At 39.4% G+C, this 26,519-nt stretch carries 9 protein-coding genes; 8 read left to right on the forward strand and 1 reads right to left on the reverse strand.

Annotation, left to right across the window (positions count from 1 at the left end):
* Positions 1 to 207: 207 nt before the first annotated feature.
* Positions 208 to 2,433: an FUSC family protein gene (locus tag DVR12_RS15495; RefSeq protein WP_116976694.1), complete on the reverse strand. Its 2,226-nt coding sequence runs from the start codon at positions 2,431 to 2,433 to the stop codon at positions 208 to 210.
* Between the two features lie 214 nt (positions 2,434 to 2,647).
* Between DVR12_RS15495 and smc the strand changes: the two genes are divergently transcribed.
* The 8 genes from smc to DVR12_RS15535 form a co-directional block, all read left to right on the forward strand.
* Positions 2,648 to 6,178 carry a chromosome segregation protein SMC gene (smc, locus tag DVR12_RS15500; protein WP_116976695.1) on the forward strand — a complete coding sequence of 1,177 codons (3,531 nt, stop codon included), beginning with the start codon at positions 2,648 to 2,650 and terminating at the stop codon, positions 6,176 to 6,178.
* 74 nt (positions 6,179 to 6,252) lie between these two features.
* Positions 6,253 to 6,648, forward strand: coding sequence for a DUF4259 domain-containing protein (locus DVR12_RS15505; RefSeq protein ID WP_116976696.1), 396 nt, complete (start codon positions 6,253 to 6,255; stop codon positions 6,646 to 6,648).
* Between the two features lie 457 nt (positions 6,649 to 7,105).
* Entirely contained in the window at positions 7,106 to 9,538 is a 2,433-nt protein-coding gene (locus DVR12_RS15510; protein WP_116976697.1) for a hypothetical protein, read from the forward strand.
* 3 nt (positions 9,539 to 9,541) lie between these two features.
* The gene (locus DVR12_RS15515; RefSeq protein ID WP_116976698.1) at positions 9,542 to 10,639 is read left to right on the forward strand and encodes a DUF928 domain-containing protein; all 1,098 of its coding nucleotides are present in this window, start codon (positions 9,542 to 9,544) and stop codon (positions 10,637 to 10,639) included.
* Positions 10,636 to 11,163: a hypothetical protein gene (locus DVR12_RS15520; RefSeq protein WP_116976699.1), complete on the forward strand. Its 528-nt coding sequence runs from the start codon at positions 10,636 to 10,638 to the stop codon at positions 11,161 to 11,163. The genes DVR12_RS15515 and DVR12_RS15520 overlap by 4 nt, the downstream gene beginning before the upstream one ends.
* Entirely contained in the window at positions 11,160 to 17,870 is a 6,711-nt protein-coding gene (locus DVR12_RS15525; protein ID WP_147323467.1) for a hypothetical protein, read from the forward strand. The genes DVR12_RS15520 and DVR12_RS15525 overlap by 4 nt, the downstream gene beginning before the upstream one ends.
* Before the next feature lie 12 nt (positions 17,871 to 17,882).
* Positions 17,883 to 18,689, forward strand: a complete 807-nt coding sequence (locus DVR12_RS15530) for a hypothetical protein (protein ID WP_116976701.1) — start codon at positions 17,883 to 17,885, stop codon at positions 18,687 to 18,689.
* An 11-nt stretch (positions 18,690 to 18,700) separates the two neighbouring features.
* On the forward strand, positions 18,701 to 26,519 hold a 7,819-nt coding region (locus DVR12_RS15535; RefSeq protein WP_147323468.1), incomplete at its 3' end, for a DUF6443 domain-containing protein.

Consider the following 26,519-nt stretch of genomic DNA (forward strand, 5'->3'; position numbering starts at 1 on the left):
CGGTAAAGGCAACCAGTCATTTAAATTGAATTCAATATTCCATCAACCCCCTTCCTTCACTTAATAGCATTGTGCTTACCCCCGCCCTGCCTAAAACAAAGGCAGCTAATCCTTCAACTTGAAGTCATTATTCCACAGCAACCTTTACCCATATCTAAATATCATTGACTATCTAAAAAAAATCATGAAGTCAACTATCAATATTTCTTAACTATTCGACAATGTTTTAGCCATATCTCTTACAATAGAAAGGATAGCTCTCAATTGGTCATGCACTTGTTTTGTTTCCAGCATTTCATCTCTGGTGGCAGTAGGGCCCTGACCTTCATTGATTTCTTCCTGGCGGCGTGCCACCAGTTGTTCGAGATGATTCTGGAGCCGGTCGAAGGCGTGAACCTGTGTAGAAGGTGCTGAAACATCAGTAACCGGATTAATCATCAGTAACAATTGATCCACGTAGTTGAGCAGGAAGTCGGTGATTTCCCGGTATTCAGGGCGTGGAAACTGTACACCATGATTGAGGCTATAGGAGCCTAAAGTAGCTGTATGGGAAGTAAGAGCATGATTCAATACCACAAAGTGGTAGATCTGTGAGGCCTTTTTCTGCTTGCTTTTCGGCTCAGAAAGCATACGTTGGAAGGCCGACATCATATTGGCACTTTCTACATAAGTTTCTTTCCTCGCTAATTTGAATTCGGTAATTGAAACAGCTTCATTGGAATAGGCTCTCATCACAGTTTCAAAATATTTTCTGTTGGAAGTCAACATTTTCGTCATGTAGTCGGGCAGGTAATTATGTTCCCAGGTTGGCCACAGGAGCATATTTGCGAAAAATGCTATACCTCCTCCAATGAAAGTATCCACTACTCTTTGGGTAGCATTATGCAGATCGGCCGGGTGGAGGAAATGCAGTAAAAAGATGATAAAAGGAGTAACAAAAAATACACTTAAGGTATACTGGAAGCTCATAAAGCTATATGCTCCGAGGATACAAAGGAGCATGCTAATGAAAATCACAGTAGAGTTATTGGTAAGATAGAGCAGTCCGGCAGCAAATAAGGCACCGGTAACAGTACCGATTAATCGTTGTATGCTTCTGGATCTGGTAAGTCCGAATCCTGGTTTCAGAATTACGATAATGGTAAGTAAGATCCAGTAAACTCTGTCGAGCTGCCAGATCATGCCCAATGAATATCCCAGTACCGTAGCGATACTTACCCGCATTGCATGGCGGAAAATATGAGATTCGAAGGTGAGGTTATTCCTGAATGTTTCTATATCATATTTCTGACTGGTAGTGAATTTTGAGAGTTCCAGTTTCGGATCTACGGTATCTTCCTTAATTCGTTCCAGCCTGGTGAGGCGATGGAGGTTATAGATTCTTTGTGCCATGTCCTGAAGGTTTTGCAGGATATTGGTAAGCGGAATGGTACGCGTTCTTTCTTTAAGAGTTGGAAGTTTTAGGGTGATATCGGCAATGATTGCTTTCACTTTTTCCATCTCATACCTGAGATTTGTTTTAGGGAGGGAACGCTGGCCGGAGGCCACTGCGAGGCCAATTGTTCGTAGTTCCTGAGCAAATTCGAGGATGAGGACATGAAACTTTTCCAGTACTTCCTGGTTTTTAAAATCGTCCTGCAGGGCGTTGTAATCGGTTTGAGAGGCCATGATTTGTTCCTGGAGATCTATCATGTCCAGGAAAATCAGTACCATGCTTTTAGATATACTGGTAGTTCCTTGTTGTGCGGAACGCCTTTTCAGCAATAATTCCCTGACATTCTCCTGTTTTTCGTTTACAATCACCTGTTGTTCCAGTACCTCTTTATAATTTTCTGTTACGTTTATACCTGGAGTATAGAATTTTGCCCGTAGTTCCAGATATTTGGCTGTTTGTATGATACAGTCGCCCAGCGCCTGCTGAACATTAAGGTATGGGCGTATTTGCCAGAGTATGAGAGCCAGGGTTGCATACCAGATGCTACCAAGGAGCACCATGGAGGAGTGAAGGAGTGTTAATTGCGGGGTGAGGTTTGTTTCTCCCAGGATGGAGACCATCACGAGGAGGCATCCGGTTCCGATATTGCCACCTCTGATGCCGTAGACGAGGAACATGGCAAATACGAAGCAGGAGAGGGCTATCCAGGTGCCCATCAGAATGGGGTATGGAACCAGTAGTCCGGTTATTAAAGCCGTAAGAAATATTAATATAGTGCTGATTATCAGACCATTACGTTTGTGGATGATGGTTCCTGGTACATCACTTAAGGCAGTACAGAGGGCGCCCATCGACATGGCAATGCCGAGGTCGAGTTTGCCCATGGCTACAAATACGAGGGAAGGCACTACTACACTGATGGTAGTACGTAGTCCATTGCTAAAGTGGTAACTGTAAAGGAAGTTCTTGATGTCGTTGGTCAGCTGTTCCGTTTGCAAACGTTATTGGGTTTTTGATGCTGCAAAGATAAGGCATGGAACGATGATTTGGGGGAATGAGAGAAAGTTGCTTTTCGTATGTGCATTAATTGTGAAATAGTTGTGCAGTAAAATTCATAAATTCATAAAACCATGAGTCTTTAATTTCATTATATTACTTTTTGATTCGGGTAAAATTATATCTTTGACGCCTTAAAAAACCTCGGAGTACGACGTGCGCTTAAAAACACTAGAAATTAAAGGCTTTAAAAGTTTTGCCGATAAAACCGTATTGCAATTTGATGAGGGGATTACAGGTGTGATTGGGCCAAATGGTTGCGGCAAAAGTAACATCATCGACTCCATTCGCTGGGTAATTGGCGAACACAAAATCAGCAACCTTCGTTCTGAGAATCAGGCTGGATTGGTGTTCAATGGTTCCAAAAGCCGTTCGGCAAGTGGAATGGCTGAAGTTAGCCTCACGTTTGAGAATACCAAAAACGTATTACCTACTGAATTTACTACGGTAACGATTACACGCAAGTTTTACAAAAATGGCGATAGTGAATACCGCCTCAATGATGTAGCCTGCCGCTTGAAAGATATCCATAACCTGTTTATGGATACCGGTGTGAGCACGGATTCCTACGCGATCATTGAGTTGGGAATGGTAGACGATATCATCAAGGATAAGGAGAACAGTCGCCGTAGAATGTTGGAGCAAGCCGCCGGTATTTCTATCTACAAAACCCGTAAGAAAGAGGCTAAAACCAAACTGGATGCAACCGAAGGCGATTTGAACAGGATTGAAGACCTCCTGTTTGAAATCAATAATAACCTTAAAACCCTGGAAAGCCAGGCCCGGAAAGCTGAAAGATATTATGAAGTAAAGAAAGAATACCGGGAAGTAAGCATAGAACTGGCGAAAGCAGCCCTGGAAGGATTTAATATCACGTTCAAAGACCTTACAGAAACTCAACAAAATGAGGCAGATCGTAAACTGGCCCTTGAAACCGAGATCCTAACCGCCGAAGCAGCCGTAGAACAGGATAAACTACACTTCGTTGCCAAAGAAAGAGAGTTGCAGGTATTGCAAAAATCTTTTAATGAAGTGGTGGCTGCTATCCGTACAAAAGAAAATGATAAGAACCTCGCCACGCAGCAGCTAACCTATCTGCGGGAGCGCGAGAAAAATATAAATGAATTCCTTTCCAATGCCGAAGGTCAGCTACAGGGCCTTGAGACTTCCATAGAATTCACTGAAAAACAAGTGGTTGAAGAAACAGAAGTTTTCGATACCATGGCAGATGAACTGGAAACATTGAGAGATATGGTGGAAGAAAAGAAAGAACGCTTCCAGCAAAAGAAACAGGCTTTAGAAACCTTACGCAACGACCAACAGCGCTGGCAACGCCAACAGTTTGAAGCTGAGAAAAAAGTAGCGGTTGCAGATACTTCCGTTATGAACCTGCAAAGAAGCATTCAGCAATTGCAGGAAGAAAAAGCCAGCAGACAAACACAAATCGCCCAGCTGGAAACTGAAAAGGAAACACTCCAAACTACTTTAGCAGATAGTAAAACATCGCTGGAGGAAATGGTTCGTTTCCAGGAAGAAACCAAATCAAAAATCCTCGCTACTCAATCTGATATAGAAGGATTAAGAGACAGGTTGGTTGACGAAAACAGGACGCTCGACTCCAAGAAAAATGAGTACGACCTCTTAAAATCGTTGGTCGACAGTCTGGAAGGTTATCCTGAAAGTATTAAATTCCTGAAAAAGAATCCGGATTGGAACAACGAAGCGCCTATTCTCAGTGATATATTTTTCTGTAAGGAAGAATATCGTACCTGCATCGAAAATCTGCTTGAACCATATTTGAGCTATTATGTTGTCAATAACGTAGAAGAAGCCATTCAGGCTATCCAGTTACTGGATTCAAATAAAAAAGGGAAAGCTAATTTCTTTATTCTCGATCAATTTAAAACAAACGATTCACCATTGCTGGCTCCTCCGGGAACAATTCCGGCATTGGAAGTGGTTGAAATTGATGAGAAATACAAAGGCCTGGGCCAATATCTCTTAGGAAAGGTATTCGTAGGCGATGATCTGACCCGACTGGAATTTAGTCAACTTTCCGACGATCGCATGTTGCTGGTAGAAAAATCCGGCCGTATGCATCGTGGAAAATATAATATCAGCGGTGGTTCTGTAGGTTTATTCGAGGGCAAGAAATTGGGTAGAGCCAAGAACCTGGAGAAATTAGAGCAAGAAATCAAAGACCTGGAAGGAGTTGTTAGTCAATTAAGAACAGCCTTACAGGAAAAACATAACGAAGTTTTAGGCTACAACAGCCAATTAAACGAAAACAATATCAACGCAGCCAGGGAAAAAGTAAATCAGTTGAGCAACCAGCTATTTGGTTTGCAAAACCGGATCGAAAACTTCCATCACCTGATCGAAGCCGGCGACAAAAGATTAGAGGAAATGCAACAGTCATTATCCACTAACCAGGAAAGCATCTCCGGTGTAAAAGATGAACTGGATACCCTCAACGAAAGGGTTCTTGAACTGCAGGATAGTATTGCCGATGCCGATAAAACCGCTCAGGAAACTGAGCAACAGTTTAATATGGCAACCGTACAATACAATAATCAGAACCTGCAACATACCCGCCAGCAAAGTAAAGTGCAGGCCCTGAAGCAGGAACTGGAATTTAAGCGCAAGCAATTATCAGACTTACATCAGCAAATTACCAGCAACAAATCACAACTGGAAGATGCTGTGCTGAATATTGAAATCGCCGTAGAGAAGTTGGGGCATGCCGATGATGGACTGGTAGAACTTTTCCGCAAAAGAGAAGAAGAAGAAAAAGCACTCAACGAAAAAGACCAGGAATATTACAACTTCAGGAACCATTTACAGGAACTGGAGAGCGCTTTGAGAGTGAAGCAAAGAGCCAAAGAACAACTGGAGCAACAGCTTAATTCAATCAAAGACAAGGTAAATGAACTGAAACTTCAACTAACCTCAATGAAGGAAAGATTAAGTGTTGAGTTTAAAGTAAACCTGGATGAAATTATAGACGAGCAAAGAAGCTCCGAACTACCGGTCGATGAACTACAATCCAGTGCCGAGAAGCTGAAGAAGCGTATGGAGAATATGGGAGAAATTAACCCTACGGCCATAGAAGCTTATCAGGAAATGAAGAAGCGTTACGAGTTTATACTGGAACAGAAAACAGACCTGGTAAACGCTAAGGATTCATTACTGGCAACCATTCAGGAGGTAGAATCTACCGCCAACCAGAAGTTCCTGGATACCTTTAACCAGGTGAAAGAGAACTTTATACGGGTATTTAAAGCCTTGTTTACCGAAGAAGATCAATGCGATATGGTGCTGAGCGATCCTGAGAACCTGGCAGATACCGGAATTGAGATTATAGCTAAGCCAAAGGGTAAACGCCCGGCGGCTATTACACAATTATCCGGAGGGGAGAAAACCCTGACGGCAACAGCGTTGTTATTTGCTATTTACCTGATTAAACCTGCTCCATTCTGTATCCTAGATGAGGTGGATGCACCTTTGGATGATGCGAACGTGGGTAAGTTTACCAATATGATCAGGAAATTCTCTGATAATTCACAGTTTATTATTGTTACGCATAATAAGCAAACAATGGCGGCTGTAGATGTTATTTATGGTGTTACCATGCAGGAACCGGGAGTTAGTAAATTGGTGCCGGTAGATTTCAGAAGTTTGAACTGATCTTAGGTTTTAATTGTTGTAAAAAGATCTGATAGAAATATCTTTATTACAGAAAATAAAAAAATGTAATTATTATGGGCGCTTGGGGCACCAGGAATTTTGAAAATGATGGATCACAGGACTGGATATTTGATCTGATGGAGAATAGGGATGGTGGATTGGTTACTGATACGATGGCTCGTATTATAAACAACCACGAAACACTGGAAGTAGGAGATTGTGAAGAGGCTTTAGCGGCAGCAGAATTAGTTGCTGCGCTTGTAGGGAAACCCAGTGAAGACTTTCCTGAAAACCCATTGGATCAGTTAGATATTCTGAACCTGATCGCTACCCGTACATTGAGGAATCAGGCAATTGCAGCTGTTAACAAAATAGTTGCTGGTTCTGAAATGAAAAACTATTGGGAACAGGAAGGAAGCCTGGATAGCTGGGTAGCAGTTGAACAGGGATTAATAAAACGCCTGGAATAAAAAAGTTTGAAGCCGTCTCTACTTTGTTGAGACGGCTTTTTTTTGATTTTCATACAGCAAAAACTTTTGCTGTATGATTCCTATTTCCTGTTTGAGTAGATGACTTGATAATTTAAAATCAAGATAAAAAATTCTTAATAATTGATTCTCACCTTTACTATAAACGTTTTCAGAATTGGTCTGCTTTTTTATTTAAGAAGTATTGTTGAATTCAAAAAGTGTCTTTATATTGGTAGAGTGGTATTGTTTAGTGTGCTATTTTGTTAATCCCGACTGTTATAAATTAAACCTATACTGTGCTGTTGTTTAAAAACTCTATTGATATATGAAAACAAAGAAAACTATTTTATATACCTATTATTTCTGAGTGCATTTTTCCATAAAAAAATTTTAAAGCAATCTGTTATTGTGGCTAAGTACTGTCACAATATTGTTATATCCAACTAAGTTGATCCTTATGCCTAAAAGATTATTCGCCGTTACTATAACGGTGTTGATACCTATTGCCTTATTTTGTCAGCAAACCAAACCGGTTGTTGACTACAATAAGTTGATTAATGTTAACCCTGCACTTCAAAGTGCAATAATTGATTCTTTAAATGCCAGAAGTCATGTTACCGCTGTTAATTTCAGCCAGGTTCCCCATTCAATATTAAATGATACTGTTAAAAGACTTTTTTACCAGCATGTCGCGAATGTGTATGGTACTAAACAGTTACAACAATTAAACAGCAATTTCTCCTTGTTTCAGGGCAGATCCAGGGTCTCCGAATATATGACAGGCCGACTCAGAGGTTTTTATGCTCTAAAGAATGAATCATCGGCCCTCGATATCATGAAGGCAGGAGCATATTCGAATAGCGTTAAACAACTGTCTGCATCTGCTTTTTATGATAATAGTCCGGCAAGTATGCTGAAGGCAGGCTTTGGTATTAGGTTTGAAGACCAATTAGTAGTCGGAAATATTCCTGTTAATATCATCTACAACAGCCTCGAGGGAACTATTCCTGATACGCGTGGAATATTCGGGCAACAGCTTAAGAAATTCTCCTTTGATAAAGATGCATATCTGCAAAGGATGAATGGTTATGTAAATAAAGCATATGATCTTAAGAAGTATTTCTTACAGGATATAAATCTGGGTACAGCTGTAAAATCATTTGCAGATAAGCAATTGTCGGATTTACAGGATGAAATGGGAGCAATTACCAATAACCCTATTCAGGCCGAAGCTTTTAAAAATCTTATTAGCCCCGATCAGTTAATTTGGTTAGATAGCAGTCAGATTAGACAGGTATTATTAAATAATCATAGTCTGCAATTATCAGCTGCTGATCTTGAAAATAATATATCCGATAGTACCAACACTACCGCTTTTGCAGCCAGGCAATATATGAGTCGGATTATGGCTCTTAAAGAAAGCATGGCTCAGGGTTTACAGGCAAAAGAAATGTTGGTGGCGCAGCATAAGACAACCAATGAAATACAACATTCATTGAATGATCCATCAAGCCAGCAACGAAATATAAAGGAGCTCCTACCTTTAAATTGGTTACAAAAAATATTATTACAGGCGAAGCATATTAATATAGGAAATATTGCTGCTGGTGGAAGTAAAGGAGGCGCAGAGAACCTTTTTATGTCTGGTGCCGAAGGTTCTTTCCTAAGCAAGAATAAATTTTTGCTGCTTGGATTAGGTAGCACCAGAATGGGTGGAGATCTGGTAAATCAGGGATTTACTTCATCTCTTGATCCGGGTGCCTATAGTATGCAATATTTACAAACCGGAAAGGGTGATATAAATGATTCTCATAGTCATGTCGCTATTGTAAATGCGAATACCCAAAACAAACAATTCAGACAGTTTGATGCATCTGCACTTAAACGCAATATTTTTGTCGGTGCTTTTTCTGAGCAGATCAACCTGGGAGAGTATGGAAATATTACTGCAGATATTTCTAAATCCAACACAGAATTTAATAATGCCGCTGTTGGCAATAGTTATGCTTTATCTTCTAAAACAGCAGCTTTTACCTTCTTTAATGATTTCTGGGAAACATTGGCTGCCGGACTTGATTACAACGGCGAAGTAAGCAAATTGGGGCTTACACAACGTGTATATTTCAATTATTCCGGACTGGCTTATAATAACCCTGCTTCCGGAAGTGGTACCAGAGGAAGTATCAGATATGGACTAAATGTAAGAAGAACCTGGAATAAGAGAAAGATAATGGTGGGATTCAGAACAGACAGGCAGGACATGAAAACAAGTGCTACCTCGAATAACGGTTGGCATAACAGGCAATATACTTTTGATGCACGTTTGAAAGTAAAAAAGAACGTTTCTCTGACTGCCAGATTGGGCCAGTCAACAATGAAGAATTCCTCTAAAGAAGGCACGCAGAATTCATTCCTGAACACACAAATAAATCTTGGATCTCAAGTCAGTGGGAAGTTATTCGATAAACTTCAAACCAATAATCTTGGAATGGGCCTGCAACAAATGGATTTGGGTATTGCAAAGAGCCTATTGCTCAACCTGAATATGAACCATAGTGTGGTCATAAATTCAAATGTATTATCATTTAGCCTATTCTATAATAAAGACCTGAAAAACCAGGCTGTTTATGGTAATTTATTTACTGCAGAAACAGGATGGAGTTATCCGCTCACCGAGAAAATTTCATGCAATAGTGGGATTAATTATCTGGATAATGCCAACGTTGTTCGTCAGGTAGGTATTCGCCAAAGCATTAGTGCAACTGTATTATCCCGTTTACAGGCAAGTTGGTATGTCGACTGCCGTAAACAACTTATGAATACTCCTCAGAATTATCTGTTTGGAAATTTCAACACACAACTTTCTTTAAATTATCAGTTTAACAGATAGTATATGAATTGTATAAAATATTGGTTGCTCCCCGTTTTGCTATTTGTTAGCTCTTATGTTAGTGCACAGGTTTCGTTTGTATTCTTACCAGAGGTTCAGGGAAGAACAGTTGACGGACTTTTTCAAACAAGATTAATAGCTCCTGCTACCCAAGCAGGCAGAGCAAAGTTGCAGGTTACTGTTACAGCAACAAGTGGACGAGTGGTGACTATTACCACACCAGCTTTTGATTTGCATGCCGGAACTAACATTTTACCCGGTGGATTAATCGGGAGTGCATCCATCAATTTTGGAAACACAAAGGTAGCAACAGTATGTCGTCAATCTGGTTATTTTCCGGAAGATGATTATGAATATTGTTTTGAATTAATAGGTGAGAGTAGCCATGCAGGAGAGATTCTCGGAACCCAATGTTACGATTACCACCTGCAACCTTTTTCTCCGCTGATCCTCACAAGTCCAATGGATCAGGATGAGATATGTGATAAACGTCCTGCTCTTTACTGGCAGCCTTTATTGCCTTCTATTCCTGGTATGCAGTACAGACTTCTACTGACTGAGTTAAAGTCTGGTCAGGCTAAGCAGGAAGCCTTGCGTTATAATTTTCCAATTATCAATCAGCAGTTTATCAATCTGCCTATGCTTTTCTACCCACCTGCTATGAAAGAGCTGGAAGAAGGACATCGTTATATCTGGCAGGTAACAGCATACAGAAATGAAATGATTTTAGCTACCAGTGAAATCTGGACTTTCCAGGTTCACTGTAATGATACTTTACCAACCAGTAAAGCTGATGGATATAGAAATATAGATGATCTGATAAAGGGTAATTTCTATTTGGCGAAAGGAAGATTATTATTTGCGGTTAATAACTCCTATGCTTCAACTACACTTAATTATTCAATTATTTGTATAAGCAAACCAACACTTAAAATGAGGAAACTGCCAACAGTAAAGCTTAAACCAGGAAATAATCATATAAATATTGATCTGTCAGATAATAAGTCATTTGTTGACGGATATTATTATCAGCTTTCCCTTACAATGCCAGATGGAGATAAAAAACAATTACGATTCCTTTATAAAAGTGATACAGAATGAGAGCAGTTTTAAATAGGTTGGTATGGATGATACCTGTTATTTTAATGGCTTGCCATGAAAATCGGAATGTTGCACTTAAAGAAGTCATGCAACAATCTGAAGCAGGTCTGTCGCAGGAAAAACATATAGGCAATAACGTAGTAAATATGACCTATTTGCCTACTTGTTGGGAGAAAGTGAATGATAGAAATGCAGAAACTAATGATAAGGAAATGTGCTTCAAAGTAAATGTAACAAAGGTAAGTAAGGAGCAGATGAATCAACAGGCAGTAAGTTATGGTGTAGATACGCTGTTTCAGTTGATATTGAACAGAGATACACTGATACCAATTTCTGCAGAGCGGATTGCCAATGGAAGTTTGAATAGTGTTGAATACCTGGTAATATTTGAAAGGAGGCCATTAGCACCAGTACAACAAGCTGCTTTTATTTTCAAAGACTGGTTGTTTACATCAACACGCTTGTTATTCCCTTTAGATAAAAAATTTCTACAAAAATCTGATTCTTTAAGCTGTGGGCTATGATTATAAAAAGTAATAAAGTCAGGAAGACGTTAGCCATTTTCTTTCTATCGTTGTTAACTACAGAAACGCTTTTGCCAATGCGTGCATGGGCGCTAACGTCTGGTCCTTCTCAACCAGAGCATAAACAATTCGAACCCTATAGTACATCTGAAATGGTAGATGTATCCAGTGGGGCTTTTAAGTATAATATCCCATTACTGGATGTTGATGGATATCCGTTAAACCTGAATTATGCTTCAGGAGTAGGAATGGATGATGAGGCCAGTTGGGTAGGGCTAGGATGGAATCTGAATGTTGGAGCCATAAACAGACAATTGAGAGGGATACCGGATGATTTTTGTGGTGATCCGGTAACTACAAAATATGAAACGGCTACAAGATATACCTATGGAGGTAATGTACTTGTCAGAGGTGAGGTGGCAGGTGGTGATCTGGTAAAACTGAAAGGATCTATTACCCTGGGGGTGTTTAGTGATAGTTATAATGGTATGGGAGCCGAATTTGGTGCCAACGCCGGATTATCTATATCTCTTGCCAATGATGGCATGTTAACTGGCGGATTGAAAGCAGGAGTAAGTTCAAATACCAGTAGTGGGGTTGATGTAACTGCCGGTTTATCATTGGATCAGTATTTAACAGGAAAAATGTTTGATCTGGAGCTGGCATCTAATCTCAGTTACAACACAAGGTCTGGATTCCAGCAACTGACATTAGGAGGATCATTTGGAGCAAAACAATCACGAGTTGAAGCAGGTGTTACATACAATTACAATACCCCACCGTTTTATCCTAAGATTGGATTTGGTAGCAAAGTAAGCAGCCAGTCTTATTCTCTGTCTTTAGGTCTGACCGGTGCCATTATTTTTGCTGGTGGAGCTGTTACAGGTTATTTTTCAAAACAATCGCCTCTTTATACCTGGTATAATAACAGGGCTTATGGTTATTTGTATGCCGACCTCGGTACAAATGATAAAACAGCGGTAATGGATTTTATGCGGGAGAAGGAAAACCCCGTTATTCCAAACTTACCAAATCTGGCTGTTCCGGTTTCCACACCTGATCTTTTTTCCTATACAAACCAAATGGCCAGCGGACAATTCAGATTACAAAGAGGAAATACAGGGGTAGTGTTTGATACTCAGTCAGAGGATCAATCCGATAATTTTTCGGTAGGTGCAGACTATGGTACTGGTTTGTATTTCCATGGAGGTGTTCAGATCTATGATCAGACCACATCCGGAAAAACAAATAAATGGAAGAAAGACAATAATTTTTTATCAATATCCGATTATAAGTCAGATCCTGCACAAAAATTGGAGGAACAGGCTTATTTTAAGCTGATGGGAGAGCAGACGGCTGAAGATGCTGATTATGTGAATAGTATTCAGGGAGAAAAGCCAATAGCTGTGGAATTGGAAAATAGAAAATCGCTTGCCAAATTCCGTGATAAAGCAGGTAATCTTTACTCTCCTTTAAAGACTTTTAAGAAAACAGGCCGTCAAATTAGGAATACTACTGTAAGTTACCTGACAGCAGGAGAAGCATATATAGCGAACCGTAACAAGTTGATTGCTTCTTATAAGTTCGTAGATTCTACCTTGTCTAATACTACCTCCTGTGGCCCTGTTGTTGATGTTTATAATACCAGCATTGGTGGGGTACGAAGAATAAATCATATCTCCGAAATCACGGTTACCCAACCTGATGGTAAGAGAGCTGTTTATGGCTTGCCCGTATATAATCTTGGGCAGGAAGAATATACCTTTAACGCCGATCCTTCAAAAGTCGCTGCTGCAAAAGCAGAGAACCTCTTAGCTTTTGATACAGATACAGATCCAACAGACATTAAACATAATTTTGGTAAAACTAAATATTATCAGCGTCAGCAACAGTCGGCTTACGCTACTTCCTATTTGCTTACGGCAATTTTAAGCCCGGATTATGTGGATGTTACCGGTGATGGGATTACTGATGATGATTTAGGTACTGCTATTAAGTTTAACTATTCAAAAGTTGACCGTGCTTACGGATGGAGAACGCCGGTAGAACAAGGAAAAGCATTTTTTAACAGAGGCTTAAATGCAGATACTGATGATGATAAAGGAATGTTGACCTATGGTCAGAAAGAGCTATGGTATCTGAATTCTATCGAAACAAAAACTAAAATTGCTTATTTCATTTTAGGAGATAGACTGGATGCAAATGGCGTTTCTGATGTTAAAGGAACCCTGAATACAAGTGTCAAACAAAAATGCCTAAATCAAATCCGCCTTTATTCCAAGACGGATCTGCAAACCCCTATTAAAACTGTAAACTTCAAATATAATTATAACCTTTGTCCGGGAACTCCTAATAGTACTGCCACCACAAAGGGTAAATTAACTCTTGAAACCCTATACTTTACCTATGGTTCCTCCACAAAAGGGAGATTGCATCCATATAAGTTCAATTACGAATACAATGCCTCCTACGCTCACCTATCTACTGATCGTTGGGGCACCTATAAGCCTACCACCGATAAGAATAATTTCTGGTTTAAGAATATGAATAATGATGAATATCCTTATACCATTCAGGATACAACGTATGCCAACAAAAGTGCCAGAACATGGAATCTGAATAAGATTACCCTGCCTACCGGAGGTACAATAGGCGTTGATTATGAATCGGGGGATTATGCTTATGTGCAGGATCGTAAGGCTATGCAAATGGTGGAGATTAAGGACATTGTCAAAGATAGTTTGGGGGCTTCAGGGAATTTGCTGGAAGCTAAAGGGATAAAAGTTACCTCCCCCGGGCCATTGAGAGGTGCGAATGATGCTCAGATACTACAGAATTTCGTGGATGATTATTTGAATGGACGAAATGATTTTTATGTGAAAATGAATGTCAATGTAACTGATAATACTAAGAACAGTACCGACGATAGTTACTTTGATAATGTTATTTGTTATGCTGAGATTACTAAAGTCAGAGATAATAAAGATGGCACCTACAATTTAATGTTGAAAGACATATCGGAGGGAAATGTAACGGCAAATCCTATTATCATGGCGGCCTGGCAGAAAATGAGATTGGAATATCCAAAATATGCATATCCGGGGTATGAAGACAGGATCCAAAATGAAACTGGTATTGAAAGAGCTATTACTGCTCTTGTACATGCCATTGGTAACCTGGCTGAAATAGGAAGAAATTTTAATGAAAGAGCCAGGAACAAGAAGTTTGCAACAGTTGTAAATCTGAAGAAATCATACGCCCGTCTTGTAAAAGCAGATGGAATTAAACTTGGAGGCTCAACCAGGGTTAAACGTATTTTGATGAGAGATCAATGGAATGCATTGAGTGGTGGAACAGCAGCATCGGCGGTTTATGGACAGGAATATGAGTACAGAACAACTGAAGGAAATAAAACTATCAGTAGTGGAGTAGCAGCATATGAACCTGGAATTGGCGGAGATGAGAATCCGATGCATCTACCTGTTCAATATAGCCAGGTTTCAAAAGGTACATTAACGAATTTCTTTTATCTGGAAGAACCGTTTGGTGAATCTTTATTTCCAGCTCCACAGATTATATACAGCAAGGTAATTGTCAGGGATATTGATGCCACAGGTAAGGCAGATCCTACACGAAGTACGGGTTGGATACAAAGTGAGTTTTATACAGCAAAAGATTACCCGGTAATTATTGATATACAAGGCCCTCCAATTCGGAAACAAAATGGGCCTACCGGGTGGGCCAACTTTACAGGAGCTAATCAGGTATATGAACTGGCAATGTCACAGGGCTATGCCATCTGGCTTAATGATATGCATGGCAAGCCAAAAGCAGAGAGGGTATTTAATCAAAGTGGTTCTGAAATTTCCTCTACCGTAACCTACTATAAGTCCGACCAGTTGGACGCCGATAAGTATAAATTAAATAATACTGTTGCAACCATAGATGCAACCGGCACTATTAATCAGGCTGAAGTGATAGGGCGGGAAATAGAGGTAGTGGCAGATATGAGGGAACAGGAAACTCGAAGTGAAGGTAAAACCATTGCTTTGGGAGTAGATGTATTTCCACTCGCTTTCTGGGTTGTAGCTCTTCCTCACTTTCCAAGAAGGGATAACAATAGTTATAAACTATTCAGATCAGCTTCAGTTCTTAAAACCATTCAGCAGGTTGGGATTGTAGAAAAAGTAGTAAAGACTATTAATGGCTCAACTGTAAGTGCAAATAATCTGGTATTCGATAGAATAACCGGCCAGCCTGTAGTTACCAGTACGCAGAATGAATACAACGACCTGGTGTACTCAGTGAGCTTGCCTGCCTGGTGGAAGTATAATAAAATGTCTGGTGCCTTTAAGAATATCAACACTATGTTGTTGTCTCTTACTACAGATGCCAATGGAGTTGTAACTTCAAATGCAAATATATTAACAGGTGGTGACGAATTAATTGAATTTTCGGGAAATTTGAGAAGATTATGGATAATTAATTCTCCAACACCTACAGATCAGGTAAATCGTATTCGATTAATTGATGATGCCGGAAATGTTCAGAAAAGTTTTACTGGTAATCTTAAAATTGTAAGATCAGGCTACCGAAACCAACTGGGAGCAAATGCAGAATCTATTGTTACACTTAAGAATCCGATAGCAGGTAATAAGCTGGCGGTACTAACAAATACTGATGCTTCATCCTATAAAGTATTAGATGCAAAAGCTTACCTCTATGAAGAGGAGTGGGGCCCGCGTATTTGTAATTTATGTCCTCCAGGCTATACAATTAGTGCAGACGGCACTAAATGTGAGGCTTACCCAATAGTAAATCTGAATGATACCCTTAATGTGGTGCTGGCGCCTAACTATTTTAGATATGGTGAATCCGGAGGGAAAATTAAGAAGTCTGATAATTCAACAGTCATTACTAACATAAATGCATGGGGTGGACAATGCCCTGATGAGAGTGGGTCTTATTTTACCTATAATTATGATAAAAAGAAAAATGCAATTCCATCAGGAGGTATTCAATCAGTAAACAGGTTTAAACTCAGTTATCCTTGTGGAAGATTAAATGATGCAGGAATTACATTAAAACGTACTGATTCAGGGTTTGTGAACCAATGGATGGGAGTTGAAACCTGTTTTAATGTTGATAATGCTGGTACCTATTCTTATGGTTATGGTGTTGACGATTTGGCCAGGATTTATATTGATAATACGCTGATAGTAAATACTCCTGATTTAGGGAATGAGATAGATAATGGAGATTATCACAAATTCTGGAATATTTTTCCAATTACTTTAACTAAAGGATCGCATAAAGTAAGAATCGAATTTTATAACAAGTCGAAAAGTAATGGAGATAACACGCATAACTATTCTGCTGTTGCGTTTGAAATTTATAATGCCACAAGTGATCAGTTAGCTACTTATACCAATACCAGTCTTCTGAATACTATTTTTACGACTAAGGATTTAGCATATACCACTTTATATAAATCTAATAAGATAGGGGCCTACATTCTCGATAATAACGTCAGAAGAATTAACAAATATAATTGTATCAATGGCCAACCTGCTGATGTTTGTTCGACCGGTCCCTGCGATGTAAAAACTCCGGGTGAAATAGTAAATCCATACATTTTCGGGGCCCTGGGTAACTGGAGAGTTTCTGAGGAGAAAGTATATGAAGTAAACAGAGTAGACCAGCAGATCTTTGCCAATAAAGGCCAGGGTTTAAACCTTAAAAACAGCGGATATCTCCAATCGTTTAAACCGTATTGGTATTACGATGCCAATAGTGTTAAATGGGCTTCTATTGCAGGCGGCGATAAATGGGTAACCAGCCGTTATGTTACATTATATGACAGATACGGACAGGAACTGGAAAATAAGGATGCTCTTAACCGATATAGTGGAGCTCTGTTCGGATTTAAAGGAAATGTAACTGCTGCAGTTGCCGGCAACTCTATGAATCGTGAGATATACTTTGATGGATTTGAAGATTATAATTTTAAAAAGAATTGTGGAACACAGGAATGCAAAGTTGATAGTTTTAACGTTGGGTTTGCACTCGGAACCAATCTGGCATCTTCCCTCACTTCAACGGATGCACATACTGGTAAGTATTCAATTAAGCTCAATCAGGAAATTCAATTAAAGTCATTTGCTCATACCGTCTTACAGCAACCAGGTGATGGTAATTACCTGAATAAAGATGTATTGGGGCAATATGTCACTAAGCCGGGAAAAGGAATTTACCAACAAGGATTTGCACCAATACCTAATAAGAAATATATAGTTTCTATGTGGGTGAAAGATGGTAGTAAAGGTAAAACACTTCCTAATGTTACTTTGTATGTAAATAATGTAGCGCAAACATTCACCTTTAAGGCTATCGTTGAAGGCTGGAAGCAAATAGAAACTATCGTTGATATGGCTACTATTAGCGGTGCTTCCAATGGCTTAACCTTTAGAATACAAGGAACAAATGCACTGGCAGACGATATAAGAATATTCCCGTATGATGCCACAATGAAATCCTATTCTTATGATGAAAGTACATTACGACTGATGGCGGAATTGGATGAAAACAATTTTGCAACATTCTATGAATACGATGATGAAGGAATCTTAATCCGTGTGAAGAAAGAAACCGACAGAGGTATCGTAACATTAAAGGAAACTCGTTCTGTACTATATAAATCAAACTAAAAATCCCTGACCATGAAAATAAAATCCTGGTTATTTAAAATAATAATAACTGTAGTACTGATAATTGGTGTTGCTATTGCCTGGGCAAATGTGCCTAATTGGGTGCATGCCTTTAAATCAGAGGCACCTGTTTATAATGAATCTGGTAAAGACGACAAAATTGTTTATACCGCTCAGCAGGAAGAAAAGTTTGGACAATTGATGAGCATTTATCAGCATATTGATTCCTGCAAGGAGTTATTTGTTACAGGAACATTCGATGGAATAAACCCTTCTGATAGTGCTAATATTTTGCATTCGGGCTTTAAGTTTTGCAGGAAAAATGATGAGCTGTATTATCAAACCGGTGAAGTGGAAATGGTATCATTAAAGGATATGTATCTGGCCATCAGTAAGGATGCAAGAAAAATATTTTTAAATTCTCCCCGCAAAATAGTATCTCCTTTTCAATTTTCAAGAGATAGTTTGCTTTCCATTTTTAAAAGCGAGAGCTATCAGATGGTAGTTGCTGAAAATGAGGGGAAAACTACACTCCGTTTTATATGCCCTGATCATATTTATTGCAAAGAGTATTCCTTTGTAATCATTGAAAACAGGCTGCAGGAATTTTCTGCGCGTTTAACGAATCTCGACGATCCTTTAAATGATGCAAAAGATACCCGGATTAAAATTACTATCAACCAATGGAAGGAAAATAATTTGCCTGTGAGCCTGTTGAAAGTTGGAACCTATGTAAAATTGCAGAATGGTGAATTTGAACCTTCCAGTGGGTATGCCAACTATGAATTAATTGATTATTCTACTGTTAACGCCGACTAATATTTTAGAATATGGCATTGTTTAGAAGCCTGAAACGATCAGCTACCTTTTGGATTGCCTTCCTTCTCATATGTATAATGAGTGTTGATGCTATTGCAGCAACAGAACCATATATGCAAAAACTGGAAGGGAAGTTGAAGAAAGGTGATGTGCTGCTCATCAAAGATGAGAAGTTTGAAAATCCATCATACGATTGGAATCTTATAAGAAATAATAGTGTACTGAACTCAGTCTTTTTGTCGATAAATGCACAAAAGGCCATTGGTATCGGTAAACCTTTTACCTGTAAGGCAGACCTGAAAATTGAGTACTGGAATCAACCCAACCAGGCGCTTCCAATTACTATAGAGCATGTGAATCTGGAGGTAAATTATGATACAGCCGTGGGTGCCAACTTTCAGCAAACAACCCAATACGATTTCAATAATGCCTATAAAATTAAAGTAACGATCAATGATATTAGCAGCCCTGAATTATCTGAGTTGCCTGATGTCTTTATCCTTCAGGCTGGCATTATAGTAAACAGGGATTATCTGTCTTCCGGAGACCAGCAGTTGATACCATTTGTATCGCTGATTTCAGATGGAGCTGCTCCAGCGAACGGTGGAATGACTACTTTGGCTGCAATCACTACAACACCCAATGCAGTAACGGTTGCATGGACTACCTTACCTGGCTCACAAAAAGCCGACCTTGAATGGACTTTTATTGATGAAGAATCGGCTAATGGCAAAATTCTTAATCAATCAGGAACTGGAACCTCCGCTGCTGTATTGGCAACGATGTTTAAAAATAATTCAAGCAGAGTAACTGTTTCTTCCAATACCTATACGATTTCGTTGGTCCACAATCATAAGTACCTGTTGCTTAGAATGCGTACCGTAGATGAAAGTGGCGATACCCGTGTAGAGGGCGACTGGAGTTACCAGATTAATCAGGATGGCACTGTGGCGCCGGGAGTGGTTATTTTATCAACTACCTGGCATCAACCTACGCTGAACTGGCAATATAGCGCAACATATGCCGAGGAGGGGAAGAAAAAGGAGGTCGTAAGCTATTTCGACGGAACCTTACGTAACCGTCAGGTAGTTACCGTTAATAATACTGAAGCTACGGCAATTGTTCAGGAAAATATTTACGATCAGTTTGGACGCGCCGTTGCCAACATTTTGCCAGCGCCTACCAATAATAGTATATTGACTTATTATCCGGCCTTCAATGGTAATTATACCTATACTAATGTATTGAAAGGAACAGTAGCTAATTGTCTGGGTACTCCTGATGCCATGAGCAATACCAGCGGAGCCTCAAAATATTATTCTGCCAATAATCCTTTTATTAATACTTCTCCTTTTAATAAATATATCCCTGATGCGGAAGGGTATCCATTGGCTGTAACCTCGTACACTCCTGATAATACGGGGAGAGTAGCAACACAGGGAGGAGTTGGACTTACTTTTCAGCCAACCACCAATACTGCTACAAATCATACTACCCGTAACTACTACGGAAAACCTGAACAGTGGGAGCTGGACCGACTTTTCGGAAATGATGTTGGATATGCAGATCACTATCTGAAGAATATGGTGATAGATCCTAATGGTCAAATCAGTATTTCTTATTTGAATGCTTCGGGAAAAACAATTGCCACAGCGTTTACAGGAAGTAATCCCGATACCTCATTATTACCACTCGCATCCAAACCTGCAGCAGTAAAGAAGAGTATTGTGTTGTTACAACCAGAGAGATTTTCATTTGATGCACAGTCGTTAAAGCTTTCGGCTACGACTACCTATCTGGCTTCTGTACCGGATCCTTCAGCCTCATTTACCTTTAGCCTTGAACAATTGGTTAAGAAATATTCACAGAATAATGTTACAATCTGTAGTAACTGTTATTATGATGTAGTTATCAGGGTAAAAGATGATTGTAATAATGTTATACTGGATAAGAGTAATATAAGCAGAGGTAGTGCAATTGCCAACTGTAATGTTACCGGCACAAGTGATACTACCTTTACTGTACCATTTAATAAGATCGGTGAATATTACATCACATTTGAATTAGCTTTAAATAAGGATGTAATAAATAATTATACTAACGATTTTATTAAGAATAATACAAATCTCAAAACAGAATATCAGTTTGTGCTGGAGCAGTTGAAGAAAGAAAATTTCTCAGGCTGTTTTTCTGAATGTACTACCTGTCAGGAAGCACTGGGAACAAAAGCAGGTTTTATGCAGAGTATTCGTTCCCGTTTATTCCGTGATGCTGTAGATACCCTTGTTAATCTTACAAGTATCAATACCTGGGCTGGTGATTTATATGATGCTTTGTATAATAATTGCCAATTGATCCGTGCCAATTGTGGTTCTCCTTGTGATGCACTAAAAAGTGCGTTAATGGGGGATGTTAGCCCGGGTGGCCAGTATGCATTATTTGATAATGCCGGTCAGCCATTGGAGACAGATATAAATGTATTGAGTAATAATTTCAGGATTGAATTCCCTGTCAGATCCTCAACAGATGCTGATTACCAGGCTAATAAAATTGTGTTGGAAGATGGCACAGTAACCTCTCCTTACGATGCATCTTTTACATTGAGGCAGTTAGTCAATTATTGGCAACCGGAATGGGCAGAACGATTTGTGAAATATCATCCTGAAAACTGTGCATTACAATTTTGTATTGACAATAGTAGTTCCAAACTATGGGATAAAAAAATCCAGGAAATTTATACTACGGCTGCGGATATATTGAAAATTCAATCTGGTTTATCTTACAGTACAACTAATGGTTCATGGCTATTAGGGGCAGACCCGTTTTTTGCATCAGGTGGTATGGGTGCAACTTATTATACTGCATTTAAAGCAGATTTGGATAATTATAGTAAGAATATTCTTCCATTTACCGATTCACGCTACTACGCTAAGAATCTTTCCCAATATATCGACTTTCAACTTTATTGTTCTGATGTTAATGGTACCACCAACACCGGTGCCAAAACTGATTTATTGGTAAGCTGGAATAATTGCTCCCCGGATGCTAATTGCAGGGTACCAGATATGCAATGGCAGGCATATGTGCAAGCCTACTTAGAATTGAAAGATAGATACTACCAGAAAGCGATGGAGGCTAGTACTGCTTATTGTGGTGGTAAGTGCAAGCCTGGTGGTACAAGGTCTGCAAATGGAAAATTAATTTATCCAACTAGATATCTTACGTGTGAGGATATAACTCTCGAGAATAATCCCTATAAGATAATTGTAGATCCACCATCGGGTGGTTGGAGAAAAGTAACAGTTGCATATGACAATAATATGCCTCCTCGCGCTCCAGGCTTGATAACGATAATGTATTTAACGGGAGTTGACAGATACAATCCTAATTCTTCCAATTTCGCGTCGCCTGAGTTAAGATTCTATAGCAGCTCAACGGAAGATTTTACTGCTCCGGACAACTATACAGATTTTTATATTTCAGAACTTACCTGTCGTTTATCTTCTGGATATAGAAACTGTCCATTAAACCTAAATAATAAGGTAAGCAGAATTGGAAACGTAAATTATTCTACAACGTTGTCGACAGATACCGCTTCGTATTTAACAGAGGCAAGAACCGAGACTAATAAGTTTTATAAGGCCAATTGTGATTCGTATGTAGATAATCTGTTGGCTAAGATGACTTGTCTGACGGAAGGCACTAAAACTACTCTCAAAACTAAACTCACTGAAATTTGCATGTTGGGATCAGATACCACTCACATGCTTGGTTCCAGTTCCACTATTGGTGGTAAGAAAAATAGTGATGGAGATACTTCGTTTCAGCAGGTAATCAAACGTTATTTGCCTACCTATACAATGAACTGTAATCCATGGCTGGCAGACGTACCTACAGCCGCAAATGTGGAGGCGCAAATATTTACTAAACAGGTTTTCAGAACAAATCCTGAGATCTGCAAGCGACTGAATGATCTGAAGCTTGAACAGCAAGCCCAACAACCTACTGCTACTTTCTATAATTATCTGGTTAGTAAATATGGTAGTTTCATGAAGCTTTCTTCGGCAGAGCTGGATGCTTTGATGAAAGGCTGTAATAATTGCCGTTACCTACTGGACAGACAAATTGAACTACCTGTATTCATCGATAATAAAGCAAAAGGTTGTATAACAGCAAATGAATTCTGGAATGCCAGAAATAGTCTTAAAACAGACCTTAACAATAGTTTGGATTCTACGAATGCAAACTATGAAACTGTGTATCGTAATTATTTGAATCAGAAATGGGGTTTTACAATGTCATTTGCTGATTATGATAATTACAGGATATTATTGCAGACAACCTCAGGTGCCTTATTGTGTAACAGCCCGATATATTCAACGGTAACACCAGATCCTTATACCTGTATGTATAATATCATTGATAACTCTGTTGAAGGAGGAAAGAGATTATATGTACAATATATTGATTCGGTAAAACAGGATTTCCGTAAGCAGTATGTCAATATTTGTAAAGCTGCCAAAACAAAAGTATCTCTGAACACCTCTCAGCAAATCTATCATCATACCCTATATTACTACGACCAGGCTGGCAATCTATTACGTACAGTGCCGCCGGAAGGAGTAGAGATATTGGATGATAATTCATTGTTGCAGGTAGAAAAGGCCAGAAATGCTGATTATTCTAACTGTACCTACAACGGACCAGTAAATAATACCAATAAGGATACTACATTAGACAGGTTAGGAAATGCTTTAACCGGAACTAATCAGTCGATAGAACTCTGGTTATATAATTCGGATAATGGCGCTACTCAGGTAATGACTAATACCGGAAATAAGGCTTTCATAAATGTTTGTATAGATGCTGGTTATTTACATGCCTCTATTTATAAACTTAATCCGGTATCGCCAGGGGGAGTAGAATTAGTAGCTTCTAATTCAGTTGATGCCAACATCAGCGCGGTATCTCCGCTCAATGTATGGACGCATGTTGTGCTGCAAGGGCCTGATCTTGATAGTAGTGGAGCAATAAGTGTATACGTTAATGGAGTTAGTTGCCCTGCCGTTTCTAATGCGCCTGCTTTAGGTTGTGGATGGGATATTACGTCTGCTACTACCGGCAACGCAATATATAGTCAGAATTTGGCTTATTTGAAACAGATAAGGATGTATAAGCGTCTGATGACTACAGCGGAAATTGCGGCCAATGCCAAGGAGAATTGTATGGGCTTAGCTGCTGCTTATAGTGCCGGATTATTGAAGGATACTATTACCTGGGGAAGGTTTAATTTACCTTTGGCGGGTGGTCCAACTACTATTCCGGATGGAGGAACAGTAGAGGTACAAACATCTTTAATCTATCCAAAACACAGGTTAACTACCGATTATGCCTATAATTCATTAGGAGGGTTAGTTCAGCAGTACACTCCAGATGCCAATACCAGTTATTTCTGGTACGATCAGACAGGGCGTTTGTTTGCTTCCCGTAATGCTAATCAGGTGCTTGGAACGAATAAATTTAGTTATACAAAGTATGATGCGCTTGGTAGAATAATTGAAGTCGGAGAGAAGAATAGTGGACTGAGTATTTCTACTCCGCATTTTGTACCTGCCGATTCTGTAAATCTGTTTTTGGCAAGTGGCACAAATAGCCAGATTACCAAAACGTTATATGATGTACCTGTACTTACTTACAGTCAATATCCACAGGATAATCTGCGTAAACGTGTGGCTGCCAGCATCTACCAGGAATCCACAGGCACAGACGAACAAGCTACGTATTATAGCTATGACCTTTTAGGGAATGTGAAAACCTTATGGCAGAAGTTATACGGGTTATACGAAATGAAACAACTGGATTACAACTTTGATCTGGTAAGCGGTAAAATAAATGCACTTAGATTCCAACAGAGTAAACCAGACCAGTTTTTCTATAACTATGGCTATGATGCAGAAAATAGAATAGTTTCTGCGAAAACCGGAGTAACTCATAGTGGCGATAACTGGACGGTGCCAGGTACAGGTGCTACTGCTCCGGGAACTAATGATGTACACTATCTGTACTATAAACATGGTCCGTTAGCACGTATAGAATTAGGGAAAAACCTTGTGCAGGGTATCGATTATGCATATACATTGCAGGGTTGGTTGAAAGCAGTTAATGGAACAGGCCTTACTCCGGCAAATGATATAGGTCAGGATGCTGTGGCTGGCGGGCCAACCAGTACATTTGCCAAGGATGCGGCGGCATTCACACTAGACTATTTCACGGGCGATTTTAAACCAATCGGAGGAGTTGCAGCTAAGGCATTAAGCCTTAAGTATACAAATAATATCACAGATGTTACCGGTCAGAATTTGTATAATGGTAATATCAGTCGATCAACGATGGCATTGTCGCAATTTAATGGCGGTAACCCTGTCGGCTATAGTTACAGGTACGATGAGTTGAACCGTTTACTCAGAATGTCGCAGCATTTACCTGTTGCTGGGGCAACCACCTGGGATGCAAGTAGTAAAACAGACAACTACCGTGAAGAATTGAGATATGATGGAAACGGTAATATTTTAAGCTACTTTAGAAATGGTATCAGCAGCATCTCTACTCCAATGGATAATATGAAATACAACTATCCGAGAGATGGAAATGGTAAGCTGATCGCCAACAAGTTAGATTATATTACTGATGATGTTAGTTCTGGAGCTTATCCAATGGATATTGATAACATGACACCAGGTAATTATCAATATGATCAAATTGGAAATCTGATCAGTGACAGGTCTGAAAATATTACAAGTATTAACTGGTCGGTTTATGGCAAGATTAAAAACATTACCTTTAATGACGGTAGTTCTTTGCTATATAAGTATGATGCAGCTGGTAACCGAATCTATAAAGAGTACACGAAATCGGGTGTAACCACGAAAACCTGGTACATTCGTGATCCTCAGGGTAATGTACTTTCTGTTTACAGTAATAATGGAGGAGCTCAAACCTTCTGGAAAGAACAACATCTTTATGGTAGCAGCAGATTAGGAATGTTTGTTCCGGAAATGCAGGTTACCGGAACTCCAGGTAGTGCTACAACAATCTGGAACCAAAGTAACCGTATTCGTTATGAACTAACGAATCATCTTGGTAATGTACTGGCTACTATCTCCGATGTACCTTCCACTATCTATAACATGACCGATTATGCTCCATTTGGAATGCAGCAGGTTGGACGGAATTATAGCTTGAGTGGAACGTATAGGTATGGGTTTAATGGGCAGGAAAAAAGTGATGAAATAAAGGGAGAGGGAAATAGTTATACTGCTCAGTTTTGGGAGTATGATCCGAGGATAGGGAGAAGATGGAATTTAGATCCGAAAGCTGATGAATGGAGAAGTAATTACAGCGCTTTCTTGAATAATCCTATTAGATTGTCAGATTTTTTGGGAGATACTGAGGATGAAAGAAAAAAAGCAATAGCAAAAGCTAATGAGTATAAAAAAGAGAGTAGTAATACCTCATCTTCGTACGTTTTAGGCAAAAAGGGAGGGCCAGGTGAGCCAGTTGATTGTTCCGGATTGGTTTCGCAAGCAATTACTGCAGCAGGATTAGCTGACCCGAATCAAGGGGATCAGAATGGTGTAAATAATATTGCGAAAAACTCAAGAAAGATTGATATGAATGATCTGCGGCCTGGGGATTTTGTAACATTCAAAAATAATAGCCACATAGCTTTAGTAGTTGGTGAAATTAAGATTGTAGATGGTAAAGTTGAATCTTTTGATGCAATTGGATCACAAACGTCAACAGGGCCTGCGTTACTTCATATTCGGACGG

Source organism: Chitinophaga silvatica, from assembly GCF_003419895.1.
Taxonomy (GTDB): Bacteria; Bacteroidota; Bacteroidia; order Chitinophagales; family Chitinophagaceae; genus Chitinophaga; species Chitinophaga silvatica.

Coding starts and splice junctions, on each gene's coding strand:
- DVR12_RS15505 (WP_116976696.1), top strand. CDS start 6,253: ATGGGCGCTTGGGGCACCAGGAATTTTGAAAATGATGGATCACAGGAC.
- DVR12_RS15510 (WP_116976697.1), top strand. CDS start 7,106: ATGCCTAAAAGATTATTCGCCGTTACTATAACGGTGTTGATACCTATT.
- DVR12_RS15515 (WP_116976698.1), top strand. CDS start 9,542: ATGAATTGTATAAAATATTGGTTGCTCCCCGTTTTGCTATTTGTTAGC.
- DVR12_RS15520 (WP_116976699.1), top strand. CDS start 10,636: ATGAGAGCAGTTTTAAATAGGTTGGTATGGATGATACCTGTTATTTTA.
- DVR12_RS15525 (WP_147323467.1), top strand. CDS start 11,160: ATGATTATAAAAAGTAATAAAGTCAGGAAGACGTTAGCCATTTTCTTT.
- DVR12_RS15530 (WP_116976701.1), top strand. CDS start 17,883: ATGAAAATAAAATCCTGGTTATTTAAAATAATAATAACTGTAGTACTG.